This window comes from Micromonospora trifolii, assembly GCF_022229005.1.
In the GTDB taxonomy this organism is placed as follows: Bacteria; Actinomycetota; Actinomycetes; order Mycobacteriales; family Micromonosporaceae; genus Micromonospora; species Micromonospora trifolii.
Map to the genome: position 1 here is coordinate 1 of NZ_JAKKFD010000041.1, position 16,086 is coordinate 16,086.

Genomic DNA, 16,086 nt, shown 5'->3' on the forward strand with positions numbered 1-16,086 from the left:
CCCGTCGAAGCCTTCGCCGTGCGTGCCGTGATCCAGCAGGCCCTCGGCATGATCATGCACCAACGAAACAGCACGGCCGAGGACGCCTACCTGATCCTGCGGGTGAAGGCGGCCGAAACCGGCAGATCGCTCATCGAGACCGCGATCGTCACCAGAGACCACGACGACAGGCCCACAGCCGGAACCTAGAGCAACGGCCAGCTGTCAAGCTCACACCTCATCTCCGCAGCCCTGCCGATGCCGGTACGGCGAGGGTGCCCTCGACCGGATCCTCCGGCATCGGCAGGGCTGCGGAGATGAGGTGTGAGCTTGACAGCTGGCCGTTGCTCTAGGTTCCGGCTGTGGGCCTGTCGTCGTGGTCTCTGGTGACGATCGCGGTCTCGATGAGCGATCTGCCGGTTTCGGCCGCCTTCACCCGCAGGATCAGGTAGGCGTCCTCGGCCGTGCTGTTTCGTTGGTGCATGATCATGCCGAGGGCCTGCTGGATCACGGCACGCACGGCGAAGGCTTCGACGAGTCCGCTGACGAGTTCCTCGGTGCCCGGGTCCGCCGACGTCGGATCCGAGGCTCCGGTGCGGGTGCGCTCCGGGTCGTACACCGTCCAGACCCGGTCGGTCAGCGGTGCCATCGTGTCGGGATCGTGGCTGTAGAGGTTCAGCGCGGCGATGGGCACGCCAGCACCGGCGAACAGGGGGATGGAGAGCGATGCTCGCAGACCCAGTGTCAGCGCCGCCTCGCGGAACCCGGGCCAGGCCATGGTCGCCCCGATGTCCGGCACGGCGACGGGCACACCGGCGTCGAGCGCGTCCAGGCACGGCCCGGCCCGGTCGGCGTACTGGGCGCGGTCGACAGCGAGCGCGATCTCGCTGCTCATGGCGACCGTCGTCGGCGCGCCGTCGCGCGTCCGGGTGACCGACGCATAGCTCACCGGGGCCACGAGGTCAGCTGTCAGCTGCACGATCCGCTGCAACAGATCATCGATCAACGAGGCGTCGCTCGGGGTTTCGGCGAGGCTGACCAGGGCGTCCGCGAGCCAGCCACGCACTTCCCGTCGGGATCCCGGCGGTGAGTACGGCGGCTTCGCCATAGGAAATCTCCTTCGGTAGTCGATGGTCCAGTGCCCGACGAGGGGCGACTTACGCATCGTGGCTGAGCCCAAGATCCGCAGCAGTCGCCGGACGGGTGTCCTGACCTCGTCGCCAGGACGGCCACCAGCGAGCCGGTTTTCCCTGCAATCGGCGCAGCAAGGTGCGGGTGACCAGCTAGCGTGGGCTATCGCTAGCGGCGTTGCCGGCTCCGTGACGGTGGTCTTGCCGTCATGGCCTGGGGAAGCTGGGGCGCGGTTCGCGACATGTGCCCCGCTCGGGCCCCGGCCGGTAAGAAGATCCCGTCCGGGGCCGCCCGCCTAGGTGAGGGAGCAGCGGGGATGGCTGGCAGTGACAGCGATGCGGGCACCGGCGTGCCACGGCCCGCAGCGGTGGACGATCTCGCGGGGAAGCTGAGTGACCTGGCTCGGACGTTGCAGCACGAGGACAGCGTGGTAGCGACCCTGCAGGCGATTGCCGGCGCAGCGGTGGGCACGGTGCCGGGCGCGGAGTACGCCGCCCTGTCCGTGGTGGAACACCGCCGGGAGGTCCACACTCGGGCCGGCACCGCCGACCTGGCGTACGCGGTGGATCGGGTGCAGTACGAAGTCGGTGAGGGCCCGTGCCTGAGCGCGGTGTATGAGCAGCAGACCGTGCACGTGCCGGACATGACGGTCGAGGAGCGGTGGCCCCGGTTCACCCAGCGCGCCGCCGAGTTGGGCGTGTCGAGCATGTTGTCGTTCCAGCTGTACGTGCAGGAGGACAACCTCGGCGCGCTGAACCTGTACTCGTCGCGCACGCACGCCTTCGATGACGACTCGGCGCACGTGGGGCTGCTGTTCGCCGCGCACGCCGCGGTGGCGATGTCCGGCGCGCAGCACCTCGAACAGCTCAATCAGGCGATCTCGGTGCGGGACGTCATCGGGCAGGCGAAGGGCATCCTGATGGAGCGTCACAAGCTGAGCGCCGACCAGGCATTCGCTGTCCTGGCACGGGCCAGTCAGAACACCAACCAGAAACTCGTCGACGTCGCAAGGTATCTGACGGCGACGGGTCAACTGACCCACCGCACACCCCGGTGAACGCCGCCTCCCTGTCCCTCATCCTTCGGATCGAGAGGGCGGGGACAGGCGCTCGGGCACGCCGAGCACACCCAGTAGCCCGGTGATGGCCAAAACCCTGTGCACTGTGCCTGCCGCGGCGGCTCAATCCGATGGTGGTTGGCGGCGGACGACGAGCAGGGCGATGTCGTCGTTGGGGTGCTCCTCCGCGGTGGTGACCATGATGTGGTCGCACAACGCCTCGGCGGGCCCGGACCGCACGGCGTCGGCGAGGCGCTCGATGCCGGTGTCGATCAGTTCGTTGCGGCGTTCGACCAGTCCGTCGGTGTAGAAGACGAGCGTCGCTCCCGGCGGTAGGTCCAGAACTGTCGTGCGGCGGTTGGTGGATGGTCGGCCCACGCCGAGTGGCCGGTCCACCGTCAGGCTGACGAGCTGGGTGGGATGGCCGGGGACAGCCAGCAGCGGTGGCAGATGACCTGCGGAGGAGAGGTGCACCGTTGCGCGGTCGGGCGCGATCAGGGCGTAGACGGCGGTGGTGAGGGTGCCCGCCTCGAAATGGTGGATCTTGCGGTCGAGGGAGGTCAGCGCCACGGCGGGATCGTCGGAATCGAGGGCGTAGGCGCGTAGCGCGCTGCGGATGCGTCCCATGACGACGGCGGATGGCAGCCCGTGGCCGGAGACATCACCGATGACGGCGCCCAGCCAGCCCGAGGGCAACGTGAACACGTCGTACCAGTCGCCGCCGATGCCCAGGTCGTGGCCGGGAACGTACCGGGCGGCCAGGTCCAGGCCGGGAACGTCGGGTAGCCGGCCGGGTAGCAGGCTGTGTTGCAGGGCCAGCGCTGCCTGCCGGTCGAGGACCTGTGCGCGGGCCTGACCGGCGAGGCTGGCACGGTCGGCTACGAGCTGCAACAGCTTCACGTCTTCGGGGCCGAACCGCCGCGGGGCCAGGGAGCCGACGTGCAGCACGCCGACGAGGTTGCCGTTGGCGAGCATGGGCACACCCAGCAGGGCACGTACGCCCGTGGCGAGCAGGATCGGATTGACCACGTCGTCGGGCGTGACGTCATGGATCGTGACCGGCGCGCGTGTCGCTGCCACCCGCCCGGCGAAGCCGCGTCCGACCCGGATGCGGAACCCGCGGCGTACCTCCTCCTCCAGGCCCTTGGCCGCGGTCGCGACGAGCTCGCCGGTGTGGTCGTCCAGCAGGAGGATGGTGGCGGTATCGACCTTGAGTAGGTCCCGGACCCGTTCGAGTAGCTCGTCGAGCAGCTCGGCGACGTTCAGCCCCGACAGGGCGGCATCGGTGATCGCCTCGATACGTCGCAGCCGCTCCTCATTCGTCACCACCTCGGCATCAGCCACCCAGGCAGCCTAGACGCGGGCACCCTACCGATGGCATGTCAGGAGCGAGATCAACAGTGTGGTGCCGACGACGCGGGGTACCTTCCGATGTCACATCGATGCCATGGCCGACTGGTGAACCCGTTCCGGAGAGCTATCGTCCCTCGTGCCACCGGTAAGGTCACCGGCTCCACGTCCGACAGGGAGGGGAAGCAGTGGCTAAACCGCCGCTCGACCACCACGCTCCCACCGTCAGTAAGCCCCTGCTCTCGACGTCGTTCACCCTCGCCGACCTCAACCGCGTCCGACACGAGGTGGAGGCCGTCAGTCGCCGGTGTGGCCTCGACCACGACGAGATCGAGAACTGGGTCATCGCGGTCAACGAACTGATGATCAACGTGATCCGGCACGGGGGAGGCGCAGGTTGCCTACGCCTGCTTCTGGACGGCCACCTCGTCTGTGAAGTCACTGACCAGGGGCGGGGGTTCAACACCGCTCGCTACGTTTCGCGCACCGAACGACCGCCCCTGTCGGAGACAGGAGGAATGGGCCTGTGGGTGGTCGCGCGCATGGCCGACTATCTCCTCGTCGACAGTGGGCCCGCAGGCACCGCCATCCGCATCGCGGCACGCACCCGCGGCACTCTCGGATAGCCAGGGTCGCCCGGCCGGATCGTCAGATCACTGGTTCCCGTGGTTGTCCTGCCAGTGGCCACCCCCGGGGGCAGTGTCGGTCTGGATGGCGAACCGGTCGCCGTCGAGGTCGTCCCCACGACGCGGCAGTCGACGACGCGCAGCACCTTGCCCGCGGTGGCCGTCGGCAGGCCAGCTCACACGCTGATCGACCAGCGTGTTCTGGCTGTAGCGGACCACGCCCACCGACGGGGCAATCGCCGTGAACACCGACAGATCGTCACCCACGGCTTGCGGACCTAACCGACATCCCGCTTGCTGACCTGGCGCTCCCGCTGTCCACCGACTGCCTCTCCGCCGTGCGAGACGCGCACGTCGGTCACGACGAAACGGCTGCGGGGCTGCGTGGGGATTCGGCGCAACGAGATCGACAGGTCCTGCTCGGGCACCGTGTAGTCCAGCCGTGCCAACCAGCCGGCGAAGGCCGTGAGCAGGGCCACTGTGACGTCCTCACCCGGGCAGCGGTGCCCGGTGCTCGGATCGGCCCCACCCTGAGGGATGAGTTCGTACGGATCGGGAGTGCGCCCGACGAATCGCCGGGGGTCGAAGCGGTACGGGTCGGGCCACAGTCCCGGGTCGTGGTTCTGACCGTAGATGTCGAGCAGGACGAGCGACCCGGCGCGAACGTGCTGACCCTGCCAGGTCAGGTCGGTCACCGCTCGGCCGCCGACGAACGGGGCGAACGGATAGAAGCGGCGTACCTCGTGGGCGAAAGCCACCGCGTAGCCGGTGTCGCCGGCGCGCAGGTGGTCGCGGTGCTCGGGCCAGCGGTGCAGCGCGTGTGCCGTGAACGCCACGAACCAGGACACCGCGACGGTGGGACGGATGATGTTGAGCAACTCGACAGCGGCGAGCTTGGCGTCCACCAGCTGACCGTCGCGGTGGCGGTGCCCGGCAACCGCTTCCAGTGCGGATCCGGCAGGTGTGGTGAGCGCGCCCGCGCGGACCTGCTGGACGAGCCCGGCCAGCCAGTCCTCGCGCCGCCCACGGGCACGCCGAGCCCGCCAGTGTCGCGGGCCGAGCGTCGCGAAGCCGTCGACCAGGGCGGTCAGGTCGCGGGCCACGGGCCCGACAGCGGCATCGCCGAGTGGAATTCCGGCCCAGCGGCAGACGCCCTTGGTGATCGCCTGGCTCGCCTCGTCGAAGAGCACGACCTGCGGTCCGTCACCGCTCGTCGCGATCGTTTCGTTCCAGGCCGCGCCCACCTGGTCGACCAGGGCGGCGACGCGACCCGGATCGGTGAGCACTGACAGGAACATCGCCTTGCGGTGACGATGGTCCGAACCGTCGAGGGTGTGCACTGCCCGGTGACCGAACAACGTTCCCTGTACCGGTTCCGGGATGGCCGCGTGCCGGCGTACGTGCCGTTCGTCGTAGAAGAACCGCACCGCGTCGGGTCCGCGGAGCGCCAGTGCGCGCTGACCCAGCACCCGGATCGGCACGCTGGATGCGCCTTCACGTCTCAGCAGCCCGGGCAGCCAGGCGTAGCCGTTGACGATCGCCCCGAGGGTGTCGTCCAGGTGTGGTCCGCGCTGGTCGGTCATGAGCGGGCAGTGCCCACGACGCCCGGCGCGAAACCCGCCTGGCCGACCCGAAGCGACAGAGGTCCATCGTGGAGGTTGAGCGGGTGTACCGTCGCCGCATGACGGTGCTGCAGGAGTTTGTCGCCGCTCTCTCCAGCGGCCGGATCCAGGTTGTCGACCTCACCGCTCCGCTCTCGGACCAGACCCCGATCCTCGGTCTGCCCGAGCAGTTCGGCCAGACCTGGCCGTTTCAGCTCAGCGAGATCAGCCGGTACGACGACCGGGGTCCGGCCTGGTACTGGAACAACTTCTCCACCGGCGAGCACACCGGCACCCACTTCGACGCCCCGGTGCACTGGGTCACCGGTCAACAGGGCGCGGACGTGTCGCAGGTCCCGGTGAGCCGGTTGATCGCCCCGGCGGTGGTGATCGACCACGCCGCCGACGCCGCCGACAATCCTGACTTTTTGCTGGAGGTCGAGCACGTCAAGGCATGGGAGGCGGAACACGGCGCCCTGCCCAGCGGTGGCTGGCTGCTCTACCGCACCGGGTGGGACGCGCACGGCGACGACCCGGAGCGGTACGCCAACGCCGGGCGCACCCCGGGCATCTCCGTGGAGTGCGCCCGCTGGCTGGCCGAGGAGTCGCCGATCCAGGGCGTCGGGGTGGAGACGGTCGGGACCGACGCTGGCGCCGCGCACTCGTTCGACCCGCCGTTCCCGTGCCACTCGTACCTGCTCGGCCAGGACAAGTACGGCCTGACCCAGCTTCGTAACCTGACGCAGTTGCCGGCGACCGGCGCGGTGGTGATCGCCGGGCCACTGCCGATCGTCTCCGGCTCCGGCAGCCCATGTCGGGTCCTCGCGCTCGTCGAACGGTAGGCCGGGCCACCGATGCGGGTAGCCGAGGTGGTCGGGCGGGTCCTGCACGCACACGGCGCACGGCACGTCTTCGGGGTGGTCGGCAGTGGCAACTTCCATGTCACGAACGCGCTCGTCGCGGCCGGCGCCCGGTTCGTGGCGGCGGCCCACGAGGGCGGCGCGGCGAGCATGGCCGACGGGTACGCCCGTACCGCCGGGACTGTGGGGCTGCTCTCGGTGCACCAGGGGCCGGGCGTCACCAACGCGCTGACCGGTCTCACCGAGGCCGCGAAGAGCCGTACCCCGATGGTGGTCCTGGCCCCGGAGGCGACAGCGCCGCTGTCGAACTTCTTCATCGACCTGCCGGCGCTCGCCGCCGCGGTCGGGGCCGACTTCCATCGGGTACGCGCGACGCACGCGGCCGAGGACGCGGGCGCGGCGTACCGGGCCGCCGCCCGGGGCGCGACTGTGGTGCTGGGCCTCCCGTTGGAGGTGCAGCAAGCCGTGACCGAAGCGTGGTCCGGCCCGGTCCCGGCGGCCGTGCCGACCCCTGTCAGCGCCCCGCAGGTCGAGCCGTTGCTGGCAGCGCTCCAGGCCGCACGTCGACCGGTCTTCATCGCCGGTCGGGGCGCCCGGGCGGCTCGGGAACCGCTGATCCGGCTCGCAGACGCGTGCGGTGCGCTTCTCGCGGTCTCGGCCGCGGCGAAGGGACTGTTCGCTGGCAACCCGTGGAACCTCGACGTGGCCGGCGGCTTCGCCACCCCGCTCACCGCCGAGCTGATCGGCGCGGCGGACCTGGTCGTCGCGTGGGGCAGCACGCTGAACATGTGGACCACCCGGCACGGCGAACTGATCCCGGCCTCCGCCGTCGTCGTCCAGGTCGACCACGACCCGGCCGCGTTCGGGGTGAACCGCCCGGTCGACCTGACGGTGGCCGGCGAGGTGTCGGCTGTCGCCGAGGCGGTGCTCGCTCAGCTGAGCGTTGGCGCCACCGGGGCCGGGGGCGCCACCACCGGCGGCTGGCGTACGCCGGAGCTGGCCCGACGCATTCGCGACCACTGCCGGTGGCGGACGGTTCCCTACCAGGATGAGGGCGGCGGAGCCCCGGCGACGATCGACCCGAGGACGCTCTCGGCCGCCCTGGACGACCTGCTGCCGGCCGACCGGACCGTGGTGGTCGACTCCGGCAACTTCATGGGCTACCCGTCGATGTGGCTCGACGTGCCGGACGTGGCCGGGTTCTGCTTCACCCAGGCGTTCCAGTCGGTCGGGCTCGGCCTGGCCAGTGCGCTCGGAGCGGCGGTTGCCCGCCCGGACCGGCTCACCGTCGCCGCGGTCGGCGACGGTGGCTTCGTCATGTCCGCTACCGAACTGGTCACCGCCGTCCGGCTGGCGCTACCCCTGCTCGTGGTGATCTACGACGACGCGGCGTACGGAGCGGAAGTGCACCACTTCGGCCCCGACGGGCACCCGTTGGAGACTGTCACCTTCCCCGAGACCGACCTGGCCGCGATCGCCCGCGGTTACGGCTGCGACGGGCTGACCGCCCGGACCGTCGACGATCTCGCACCGGTACGCCAGTGGCTCGCTGGTCCGCGCACCCGGCCGTTGGTGGTCGACGCCAAGGTCAGCGCCGCCCGCGGTTCGTGGTGGTTGGAGGAGGCGTTCCGTGGCCACTGAGCCACCACCGCCGTGCCCAAGGCCAGGTCAGACCCAGCGCTACCGGGTGTCAGCCGGGCAACGCCCGGACAGGTCGGTGACAGGCCGTCATAGCTGACGTACGTTGGCGCGGTGGCCACTCTTTGGACCCTCGGATGCGATGCCGACGATCCCCAGCGGATCGCCGCCTTCTGGGCGTTGGCTCTCGGCTATGTCAAGGAGCCCGGTTTCGACGAGCCCGACAACGCGTCCATAATCGATCCGGACGGCAGGGGCCCTGCCATCAGCTTCCTCAAGGTCCCCGAGGAAAAGTCCGCCAAGAACCGTATGCACATCGACATCCGGGTGGCAGGTCCAGGCTCGGGTGACATGGCCGAGCGCGCCCGGTTGATCCGGCAGAAGGTGCCCGAACTGGTTGCCGTCGGCGCGACTGTGGTCCGTGAGGAGTGGTACGGCGACGTCCTCGGGCACGTCGTCATGCTCGACCCCGAGGGCAACGAGTTCTGCGTCGCCTGACGTCATGATCAGGGCGGCACCCGCGTGTGGCCGCCGGCCGGCTTCTCGACCGGCGGCCGCGGGATGCCCGCCGCTGCAGCGGCTGTGGCATCGTCGCCGATTTTCCCTCAGCAGCGAAGATTAAGCGCGGGCGAGCCGCTGTCGACTACCGTCCGGCGATGTCGGCGGTGCGTTCCACCATCGCTTGGGCGACCTCGCGGACCGTGCGGTTGGCGTCGCGCGCCATCGTCGCCAGGCCGGCGAGGGCCTGCTCGGGAGTGCAGCGCCGCTCGCCCATGATGACAGCGGACGTTCCGGTACGGGTAGGCTGGAGACCTGTGGCACGGCGCCTTCGATGGGCGCCGTCGAGACCAGCGTCAAGAAGCGGCGCGGATCCCGGACTCCGCCTGCGGAGTCCTGCAGCGATCCGCGCACCCCACCCCAGGTTTCTGGTGGTGGTACGCGCCCTCGTTAAGGACGCTTTGATGACGCACGTCGAACCCATGGACCCGCATGAGGCGTTCGCCGAGCTCGGCCGAATCCGGCTCGCCGACGTTGACCTCGACGCCCTGCTGGCCAAGATCGCGCAGCTGGCCAAGCGCACGATCCCCGGGGCCAGTGAGGTCAGCGTCACCCTGCTGCACGACAACAAGCCGCAGACCGCCGCGTTCACCGGCGAGCTCGCCCTCCTTCTCGACGAGAAGCAGTACGAACGTGGCTACGGCCCGTGTCTGCAGGCCGCCGAGAGCACCTCCAGCCTGATCGTGCCGGACACCGGCACCGAGCAGCGGTGGCCCGGCTGGGCCGACACCGCCGCCAAGGCCGGCGCGCACAGCTCCCTGTCGGTCGGGCTGCCCGTGCACGAGCACGTCACCGGCGCGCTGAACATCTACGCCACCGCACCGAACGCCTTCGACGACGACGCGATCGCTATCGCTCAGACGTTCGCCGGGTTCGCCGCCGTCGGCCTGGCCAACGCCCACCTGTACGAGACCCAGGCCACCCTGGCCGGGCACATGCAGAAGGCGATGGAGAACCGCGCCGTCATCGAACAGGCCAAAGGCATCATCATGGGCGAGCGCCGTTGCACCCCCGAGCAGGCCTTCGCCATCCTGAGCAAACTGTCGCAGGACAGCAACCGCAAGGTGCGCGACGTCGCCTCGGCGATGGTCGAGAACACACGCCGCCCACAGCGGTAGCAGACCGTTGGCGGTGTACCCGACACCGTCCGCAGGGCCAGCGGGCTTCCACCAACGGCAGCACCGGCGGGACCGTTTGCTGGTGGACCCGGAGGGCAGGGGGAATCCATGACGACGCCTGAGCAGAGTCAGCAGGAGAGAGCCCTCGAGACCGGCGCTGTGTATCAGGACGCCGAGGGGCGCCGAACGACGGATCCCGGCTCCGGGGCTGCGCACGCCGACAGCGAGGCCGACCGCAACGCGGAGCACCTGAGGCGGGGAGAGGTCGGCCCGCGCGTCCCGGAGGAGTAGCGGGCCGGGGTGTGTGGACACCACCTCGGGGTAGCGGTAGGGGACGAGCAGAAACCCCCGAGGAGGACGAGATGACCGATCCCAGGTACATACCGGTCGGACTGGCCGCCGCCGGACGGCTGATCGACGACGAGGGCGCGGGCGCCGTTCCGGCCGGGGAGATCGTCGGCGCGGACGACGCGAAGGCGGACGCCGTCCGGACCGGTGCCGACGTGGACCTGTCCCACGCGACCCGCGACGGCGACGGCATCCCGACCGGGGCGGCGGACGCCGAGGCCGACCGTGACAGAGCCGCCGGCGGCGAGTGATCCGACGAGGCGCCAGTTGGCCCGCCCCGCCGCCTCTCGGCGGCGGGGCGGCTCGCGTTTCAGACCTGTCAACCGGCCCGCACCGGCCCCTGGGGACAGGTCAGCGGTGGGCGAGTTCCGGGGTGGCGGTGTCCAGGGGAACGGCGGCGTCGGGCACCAGGCCGAGTTGCACGCTCGGCCGGGATCCGATCGCGGCGAAGAGCCAGTCGGCGGCCGTGCGGGCGCGGTTGGCGGGCAGGGACAGCAGGTGGTAGCCGCGCGCCACGGCGCGAGCCGGTAGCCCGGACAGGGGTACGTGTAGAGGGTTCGCGGTGGCCTGCCACCCACCGAGGTCCACCACGAAGCCCAGGTCACGGTGGCGGTACTGGCGGCGTCGGCCGACCCCGTAGGAGGCGGCGATGTTGTCGGCGGCCAGCCGGCCCTGTCGCACAGCGTGCTGAGCGGTCATCGGGGTGATCTCACCGGGTCGGGCCGGGTCGGGTACGGCGGCGGCGTCGCCGCAGGCCAGGATCTCCGGGTGACCGGGCACGCTCAGGTACTCGTCGACCGTGACCCGCCCGCGGGTCGTCGCCAGCCCGGTGGCCTCGACGAGCGGGTCGGGTCGTACTCCGACGCACCACACCAGGGTCCGGGACGGCAGGAACCGGCCGTCGGAGAGCTGAACCCCGTCGGCGGTGGCCTCGGTGACCGAGGTGCCCAGGCACACCTCGATCCCGCGCTCGCGCAGCACCCGCTCGGCTGCCCGCGACATCCGGGCGGCGAGGCCGGGCAGGACCCGGTCGGCGGTGTCCAGCAGTAACCAGCGTGGACGGATCCCGTCCAGCCGCGGGTGGTGGCGGACGATCTCGTCGGTGAACAGCTGCCCCTGGGCGGCGACCTCGGTGCCGGTGTAGCCGGCGCCGACCACGACGAAGGTGCAGCGTGCCTCCCGTTCGGTCGGGTCGTCGGTGGCGTCGGCCAGTTCGATCTGCTGGATCAGCCGCTCCCGCAGGTACACCGCTTCGGGGATGCCGCGGAAGCCGTGCGCGTGGTCGGCGACCCCGGGGATCGGTAGCAGTTTGTTGACGCTCCCGGCGGCCAGGACGAGTCGGTGGTACGACAACCGGCTGGTGCGTCCTTCCGGGTCCACGTAGGAGAGGGCCCGCCCGTCGACGTCGATGCCGTCGACCTCGCCGAGGACCACCCGTACCCCGGGCAGGGTGTCGGCCAGCGAAACGGTGACCCGGCGGGGGTCGAGCACGCCGCCGGAGACCTCCGGCAGCAGCGGCAGATACAGGAAGTAGTCGGTCGGGTTGACAAGCACCACGTCGGCGGCGCCTCGCGAGACGCGGGCCAGCCGACGCGCGGCGTGGAAGCCGGCGAATCCCGCGCCGACGATGACGATCCTGGGTCGGGCCATGACGGTTCCCCTCAACGGTCGACTGTCGTTCCTCGTCTCGTTCAGGTGGTAACCCCACGTTGGAGGCGGAAACGTCCGAATCCTGGAACCGGGTGCCGGCGGGCGCCGTTTGCGCCTCCTGTCGTCGGGAAGGCGGCCCTCGCTTGCCGGCACCCCCTGCCTGTTGCTCAGCTCATGGTGGCCAACAGGTCCCGGCAGGCCCGCTCGCACGCCCGGCACGCCTCGGCGCAGACCCGGCAGTGTTCGTGCTTGTCGGCGTGAGCGGCACACTCGTCCCCGCACGACTTGCAGGCGGTGGCGCACGCCTCCAGCAGACTGCGGCTGATGTTCGCGTCGTAGCCGGTGTGTCGGGACAGCACCCGAGCGGTGGTGGTGCAGATGTCGGCGCAGTCCAGGTCCGTGCGGATGCACGTGGTCAGCTCGGCGACCATGTCCTCGCTCAGGCAGGCGTCCGCGCACGCGGTGCAGGCCTGGGCACAGTCGTTGAGCGCGTCGATCGTCGCCGCCAGTTTCGCGCGGTCCAGGTTGATCGACTTGGGGTACGTCTCCAGCATTGCCATTGTGATGCTCGGCATCAGGAATTCCTCTCTCTCGGTTCCTGATGCCCTACCCGAAGAGCCCCGGGACACACCGGGTGGGCGCCGGCGGCCCGACCGGAGGACCAGCGGGCCGGGGCGGCCGCCCGCCCTGGTTGGCGCCGTCAGTCGGCGACGACGAGTGCCTGGGGCGCGGCGGCCTTCATCCGGGTACGCAGCCACTTGAGCTGGATCGCGGTTTCTCCCTCGCAGCTTCGTACGACCGCGAGCAGTTCTTTGTCGCGGGCACCGTAGGCGGCCTGGCCGACGACGGTCCAGGTGATGTCGCACTCGGCGGCCATCAGGTAGAGGTCCTGGAGGTCCCGCAGGAGGCCGATGCCGCCGGTGCGGGTGCCGGTGAACAGTTGCGAGTGCAGCCGGTCGGGTTCGTCGGGGGCGTCCTCGGAGTAGCGGACGACGAACGGGTGCAGCTGTTCGGCGTGCGCGTCGCAGCGCTTCGCCTGCTGCTGGCAGAGGTGCTCGATGTCGGGTTCCTCGGCGTGCGCGTCGGCGACCTGCCGGAACGCGTCGGCCAGGTTGACCTGCGCGCGATGCAGGAGACCGAGGTAGTGGGCGAGGTTCACGGCTCACTCCTTCCCGCTGGTGGCCTCGGCCGCCGGCCCACCAATTGTGGGCGGCACGTCAGCGTCCGCTGGTGGTGCGCTGCCGCCGACGGTCGGCGCCGGCGAGGGTACGCCCCTCCCGTCGGCGAGTTTCGTCACCGCGACGGCGGCGACCTTGAAGAGGGGCTGCTTGGACACCGGGTCCCAGGCGGTGATGGTCAGCTCGTTCGCCGCCCTCGGGGTGCGGTCGGCCGGGTCCTGGTCGAAGTAGCCGTAGTGGAACGGAAGGAAGACCACGCCGGGGCGGATGCCGCAGAGCCGGGCGCGGGCCTGGATGGCGCCGCGCGTCGAGGAGACGCCGACCAGGTCGCCCTCGGCGATGCCGAACCGGGCCGCGTCGGCGGGGTTGAGCTCCACCCACACGTCCGGTGCCGCCTGGTTGAGTTGCGGGGCGCGGCCGGTCTTGGTGCGGGTGTGGAACTGGTAGACGGTGCGGCCGGTGGTGAGGAGCAGCGGATGCTCGTCGTCGGGCACCTCGGGTGAGGGTTGGTACTCGACGGTGTGCAGGAACGCCCGCCCGTCCGGTTCCTTGGCCCGGTATTCCGCCTCGGTGAACTCCGCGCCGGTGGCCAGGTCATGACCGTACGTCTCGCAGTAGTCGGGGTCGGTATGGAAGTGTCCGTCGGTGTAGAGACGCTCGGTGCCGTCGGGATGCTCGTCGGTGCAGGGCCACTGGATGCCCGAGCCGCCGCGCAGCTTCTCGTAGGTGATGGCGGTGTAGTCACACGGCCGGCCCCGGGAACACTCCTTCCACGCCTCGAACACCTCCTCCGGCCCGCTCCAGTCGATCAGTGGCTGGCCGTCGCGGTTGCGGAAGTCCATCCGGCGGGCGTAGTCGAGGAAGATGTCCAGGTCCGGGCGGGCCTCCCCGGGCGGCTCGACGGCCTTGTCGGAGATGTGCACGGTCCGGTCGACGCTGGTGAACGTGCCGGTCTTCTCGCCCCAGGTGGCGGCGGGCAGCACGACGTCGGCCAGCTCGGCGGTCTCGGTGAGGAAGAGGTCCTGAACCACCACGAACAGCTCCGGCCGGGTCAGGATCTGCCGGATCCGGTGCAGCTCCGGCAGTGAGACGGCCGGGTTGGTGGCGGAGATCCAGAGCAGTTTGATCGAGCCCTGCTCGGCGTACCGGAAGATCTGCATGGCGTGCGTCGGCGGCGCCCAGTGCGGAATGGTGTCCACGTCCACGTTCCACAGCCGGGCCAACTCCTCGACGTGCCGCTCGTTGTCCCAGTTGCGCAGGCCGGGCAGGTCGCCGTCGGCGCCGGTCTCCCGGTTGTTCTGGGCGGTGGGCTGGCCGTTCATCTGGTAGATCCCGGCGCCGGGCCGGCCGATCATCCCGCGAACCAGGTGCAGGTTGTTGACGGCGCAGGCGGCGGCGGTGGCCTGGTTCGACTGGTAGAAGCCCTGCAACACTGTCGACAGCAACCGCTGCGAGGTGCCGACCAGTTCGGCGGCCCGCTCCACATCGGCGGCCGGAACGCCGCAGATGTCGGCGACCCGTTGAGGCGGGTAGCCGTCGACGATCCGGCACAGCTCCTCGAAGCCCAGGGTATGCGCGTCGACGTAGTCGTTGTCGTACCAGCCGCGCCGAATGATCTCCCGGAGCAGCCCGTTCATCAGGGCAACGTTGGTGCCGTTGCGCACCGCCAGGTGCAGATCGGCCTCCCGGGCGACCGGGGTGGCGCGCGGGTCCACCGCCAGCATCGCCGGTGGGTTGGGGCCACGGCGTCGGTCCAGCATCCGCATCCACAGCACCGTCTGCGTCTCGGCGACGTTGTGACCCCACAGCGCGATCGCGTCGCAGTGGTCCACGTCGGTGTACGAGCCGGGCTGCCCGTCGGTGCCGAAGCTCGCCTTCATCGACGCCGCCGCGGTGGCAGTGCACAGCCGGGTGTTCCCGTCCATGTGCGGCGTGCCCAGACCGGCCTTACCGATCACACCGAGCGTGTAGTACTCCTCCAGGAACAGTTGCCCGCTGGTGTAGAAGCCGAAGTGCCCCCACCCACCCGGCCCGTCGAGGAGCTCCTTCGACCGGGCCACGATCCGGCCCATCGCGGTGTCCCAGTCCGCCTCGACCAGGCGGCCGCCGTCGCGGACCAGCGGTCGGGTCAACCGGTCCGGGCTGTGGTTGGCCTGCCAGCCGTACAGGTCCTTCGGGTCGACCCGACCCCGGTTGATCCGGTCCACGGCCCGCCCGCGCACCCCGACGATCCGCCCGTCGGCGACGCCGATGTCCAGCGCGTCGCCGTTGGAGTGCAGCACCGACGCGGACTGCACCCACCGGTCCACGTCGGCATCGCCCCGGCCGTCGGCCAGGTACCGGTCCACCCGCACCGGCCACTGCTGCCCCGGCCCGTACGGGGTCCGCTCACCCCACGGGTCGGCGATCCGGTCCACCACGATGTCCTCCTTCCGGTGACGGCGCAGTGGCCGCCCACAGCGGCATCGGTCGGCCCGACACCCGTCCGTAGAGCCAGTCGACGACCGTGACCAGCACCACCGCGCCGGCCGCGACGAGCAACTGGGTCGGGGTACGCAACAGGCCCAGGCTCACGATCAGTGTGGTCGCGCCCGCCGGAGCGTGCGACGCCTTCAGCAGCACCAGCACCGACGCGGTCACCGCCAGCGACCCGGCCACCGCCACGATCCTCAACCCGGTCACCCCCTCCTGGAGCGCCGAGGGTTCGTCGGCAAGCCCGCAGGCCACCAGGAACAGGTAACCGGCCAGCAGGGCCACCCCGTGCCCGATGAACGTGTTGCGCGGCGAAGACTCCGGCGACGCCGGCTTCTCCACATGCAACATCACCGCCGGCCCCAGGCTGGGGAACAGCCACGGCTGGTGCGTGACGAGTGCGACCAGCCCGGCGAGCACCACCGCCAGCGCGCCGCCCGCGAAGGCGTGCGCGGAGCGCCCCGCTCGGCCCATCACGCTCCCCCTGTCGCTCGTGCCGCTCCGCGCTTGCTCGGGGACC

18 protein-coding genes are annotated in these 16,086 nt (G+C 70.6%); 8 read left to right on the forward strand and 10 right to left on the reverse strand.

The window, feature by feature from the left end; genetic code table 11:
* Window positions 1-189: ANTAR domain-containing protein (locus tag NIE79_RS23740; RefSeq protein ID WP_238680663.1), on the forward strand; the 189-nt coding region annotated here is incomplete at its 5' end.
* A 139-nt stretch (window positions 190-328) separates the two neighbouring features.
* On the opposite strand, the gene NIE79_RS23745 is transcribed toward NIE79_RS23740, so the two are convergent.
* The gene (locus tag NIE79_RS23745; RefSeq protein ID WP_238680664.1) at window positions 329-1,087 is read right to left on the reverse strand and encodes a GAF and ANTAR domain-containing protein; all 759 of its coding nucleotides are present in this window, start codon (window positions 1,085-1,087) and stop codon (window positions 329-331) included.
* A gap of 339 nt (window positions 1,088-1,426) precedes the next feature.
* On the opposite strand from NIE79_RS23745, the gene NIE79_RS23750 reads away from it, so the two are divergent.
* Window positions 1,427-2,167, forward strand: coding sequence for a GAF and ANTAR domain-containing protein (locus NIE79_RS23750; RefSeq protein ID WP_238680665.1), 741 nt, complete (start codon window positions 1,427-1,429; stop codon window positions 2,165-2,167).
* A gap of 123 nt (window positions 2,168-2,290) precedes the next feature.
* Here the strand turns inward: NIE79_RS23750 and NIE79_RS23755 are convergent, their stop codons facing one another.
* Window positions 2,291-3,511: a PP2C family protein-serine/threonine phosphatase gene (locus NIE79_RS23755; protein ID WP_238680666.1), complete on the reverse strand. Its 1,221-nt coding sequence runs from the start codon at window positions 3,509-3,511 to the stop codon at window positions 2,291-2,293.
* Window positions 3,512-3,705: 194 nt separating this feature from the next.
* On the opposite strand from NIE79_RS23755, the gene NIE79_RS23760 reads away from it, so the two are divergent.
* Window positions 3,706-4,143, forward strand: a complete 438-nt coding sequence (locus tag NIE79_RS23760) for an ATP-binding protein (protein ID WP_238680667.1) — start codon at window positions 3,706-3,708, stop codon at window positions 4,141-4,143.
* Window positions 4,144-4,170: 27 nt separating this feature from the next.
* Here the strand turns inward: NIE79_RS23760 and NIE79_RS23765 are convergent, their stop codons facing one another.
* Together NIE79_RS23765 and NIE79_RS23770 are read right to left on the reverse strand one after the other, a co-directional pair.
* Complete coding sequence (locus tag NIE79_RS23765; protein ID WP_238680668.1) at window positions 4,171-4,410, reverse strand: hypothetical protein; 240 nt, start codon at window positions 4,408-4,410, stop codon at window positions 4,171-4,173.
* Between the two features lie 11 nt (window positions 4,411-4,421).
* Window positions 4,422-5,726, reverse strand: coding sequence for a cytochrome P450 (locus NIE79_RS23770; protein WP_238680669.1), 1,305 nt, complete (start codon window positions 5,724-5,726; stop codon window positions 4,422-4,424).
* Window positions 5,727-5,824: 98 nt separating this feature from the next.
* Here NIE79_RS23770 and NIE79_RS23775 point away from each other — a divergent pair, with 98 nt between their 5' ends.
* From NIE79_RS23775 to NIE79_RS23785, 3 genes are all read left to right on the forward strand, one after another.
* Window positions 5,825-6,586, forward strand: coding sequence for a cyclase family protein (locus NIE79_RS23775; RefSeq protein ID WP_238680670.1), 762 nt, complete (start codon window positions 5,825-5,827; stop codon window positions 6,584-6,586).
* A 12-nt stretch (window positions 6,587-6,598) separates the two neighbouring features.
* Window positions 6,599-8,245: a thiamine pyrophosphate-binding protein gene (locus NIE79_RS23780; RefSeq protein WP_238680671.1), complete on the forward strand. Its 1,647-nt coding sequence runs from the start codon at window positions 6,599-6,601 to the stop codon at window positions 8,243-8,245.
* A gap of 111 nt (window positions 8,246-8,356) precedes the next feature.
* Window positions 8,357-8,740, forward strand: a complete 384-nt coding sequence (locus NIE79_RS23785; protein WP_238680672.1) for a VOC family protein — start codon at window positions 8,357-8,359, stop codon at window positions 8,738-8,740.
* Window positions 8,741-8,885: 145 nt separating this feature from the next.
* Here the strand turns inward: NIE79_RS23785 and NIE79_RS23790 are convergent, their stop codons facing one another.
* Window positions 8,886-9,017 carry an ANTAR domain-containing protein gene (locus NIE79_RS23790; protein WP_238680673.1) on the reverse strand — a complete coding sequence of 44 codons (132 nt, stop codon included), beginning with the start codon at window positions 9,015-9,017 and terminating at the stop codon, window positions 8,886-8,888.
* A gap of 187 nt (window positions 9,018-9,204) precedes the next feature.
* Here NIE79_RS23790 and NIE79_RS23795 point away from each other — a divergent pair, with 187 nt between their 5' ends.
* Both NIE79_RS23795 and NIE79_RS23800 read left to right on the forward strand, forming a co-directional pair.
* Window positions 9,205-9,918 carry a GAF and ANTAR domain-containing protein gene (locus NIE79_RS23795; protein WP_238680674.1) on the forward strand — a complete coding sequence of 238 codons (714 nt, stop codon included), beginning with the start codon at window positions 9,205-9,207 and terminating at the stop codon, window positions 9,916-9,918.
* Between the two features lie 362 nt (window positions 9,919-10,280).
* The gene (locus NIE79_RS23800; protein ID WP_238680675.1) at window positions 10,281-10,517 is read left to right on the forward strand and encodes a hypothetical protein; all 237 of its coding nucleotides are present in this window, start codon (window positions 10,281-10,283) and stop codon (window positions 10,515-10,517) included.
* Window positions 10,518-10,617: 100 nt separating this feature from the next.
* On the opposite strand, the gene NIE79_RS23805 is transcribed toward NIE79_RS23800, so the two are convergent.
* The 5 genes from NIE79_RS23805 to NIE79_RS23825 form a co-directional block, all read right to left on the reverse strand.
* Window positions 10,618-11,916, reverse strand: a complete 1,299-nt coding sequence (locus NIE79_RS23805; RefSeq protein ID WP_238680676.1) for an NAD(P)/FAD-dependent oxidoreductase — start codon at window positions 11,914-11,916, stop codon at window positions 10,618-10,620.
* Window positions 11,917-12,083: 167 nt separating this feature from the next.
* Window positions 12,084-12,491: a four-helix bundle copper-binding protein gene (locus NIE79_RS23810; RefSeq protein ID WP_238680677.1), complete on the reverse strand. Its 408-nt coding sequence runs from the start codon at window positions 12,489-12,491 to the stop codon at window positions 12,084-12,086.
* 125 nt (window positions 12,492-12,616) lie between these two features.
* Window positions 12,617-13,075 (reverse strand): hypothetical protein, encoded by a 459-nt coding sequence (locus tag NIE79_RS23815; RefSeq protein ID WP_238680678.1) that lies wholly within the window; start codon window positions 13,073-13,075, stop codon window positions 12,617-12,619.
* A gap of 3 nt (window positions 13,076-13,078) precedes the next feature.
* Entirely contained in the window at window positions 13,079-15,514 is a 2,436-nt protein-coding gene (locus NIE79_RS23820; protein WP_238680679.1) for a molybdopterin oxidoreductase family protein, read from the reverse strand.
* Window positions 15,483-16,040 (reverse strand): HPP family protein, encoded by a 558-nt coding sequence (locus tag NIE79_RS23825; RefSeq protein WP_238680680.1) that lies wholly within the window; start codon window positions 16,038-16,040, stop codon window positions 15,483-15,485. Before NIE79_RS23825 ends, NIE79_RS23820 begins: the two co-directional genes overlap by 32 nt.
* Window positions 16,041-16,086 lie beyond the last annotated feature (46 nt).

Coding starts and splice junctions, on each gene's coding strand:
- NIE79_RS23825 (WP_238680680.1), bottom strand. CDS start 16,040: ATGGGCCGAGCGGGGCGCTCCGCGCACGCCTTCGCGGGCGGCGCGCTG.
- NIE79_RS23805 (WP_238680676.1), bottom strand. CDS start 11,916: ATGGCCCGACCCAGGATCGTCATCGTCGGCGCGGGATTCGCCGGCTTC.
- NIE79_RS23790 (WP_238680673.1), bottom strand. CDS start 9,017: ATGGGCGAGCGGCGCTGCACTCCCGAGCAGGCCCTCGCCGGCCTGGCG.
- NIE79_RS23795 (WP_238680674.1), top strand. CDS start 9,205: ATGACGCACGTCGAACCCATGGACCCGCATGAGGCGTTCGCCGAGCTC.
- NIE79_RS23745 (WP_238680664.1), bottom strand. CDS start 1,087: ATGGCGAAGCCGCCGTACTCACCGCCGGGATCCCGACGGGAAGTGCGT.
- NIE79_RS23750 (WP_238680665.1), top strand. CDS start 1,427: ATGGCTGGCAGTGACAGCGATGCGGGCACCGGCGTGCCACGGCCCGCA.
- NIE79_RS23810 (WP_238680677.1), bottom strand. CDS start 12,491: ATGCCGAGCATCACAATGGCAATGCTGGAGACGTACCCCAAGTCGATC.
- NIE79_RS23780 (WP_238680671.1), top strand. CDS start 6,599: ATGCGGGTAGCCGAGGTGGTCGGGCGGGTCCTGCACGCACACGGCGCA.
- NIE79_RS23800 (WP_238680675.1), top strand. CDS start 10,281: ATGACCGATCCCAGGTACATACCGGTCGGACTGGCCGCCGCCGGACGG.
- NIE79_RS23770 (WP_238680669.1), bottom strand. CDS start 5,726: ATGACCGACCAGCGCGGACCACACCTGGACGACACCCTCGGGGCGATC.
- NIE79_RS23775 (WP_238680670.1), top strand. CDS start 5,825: ATGACGGTGCTGCAGGAGTTTGTCGCCGCTCTCTCCAGCGGCCGGATC.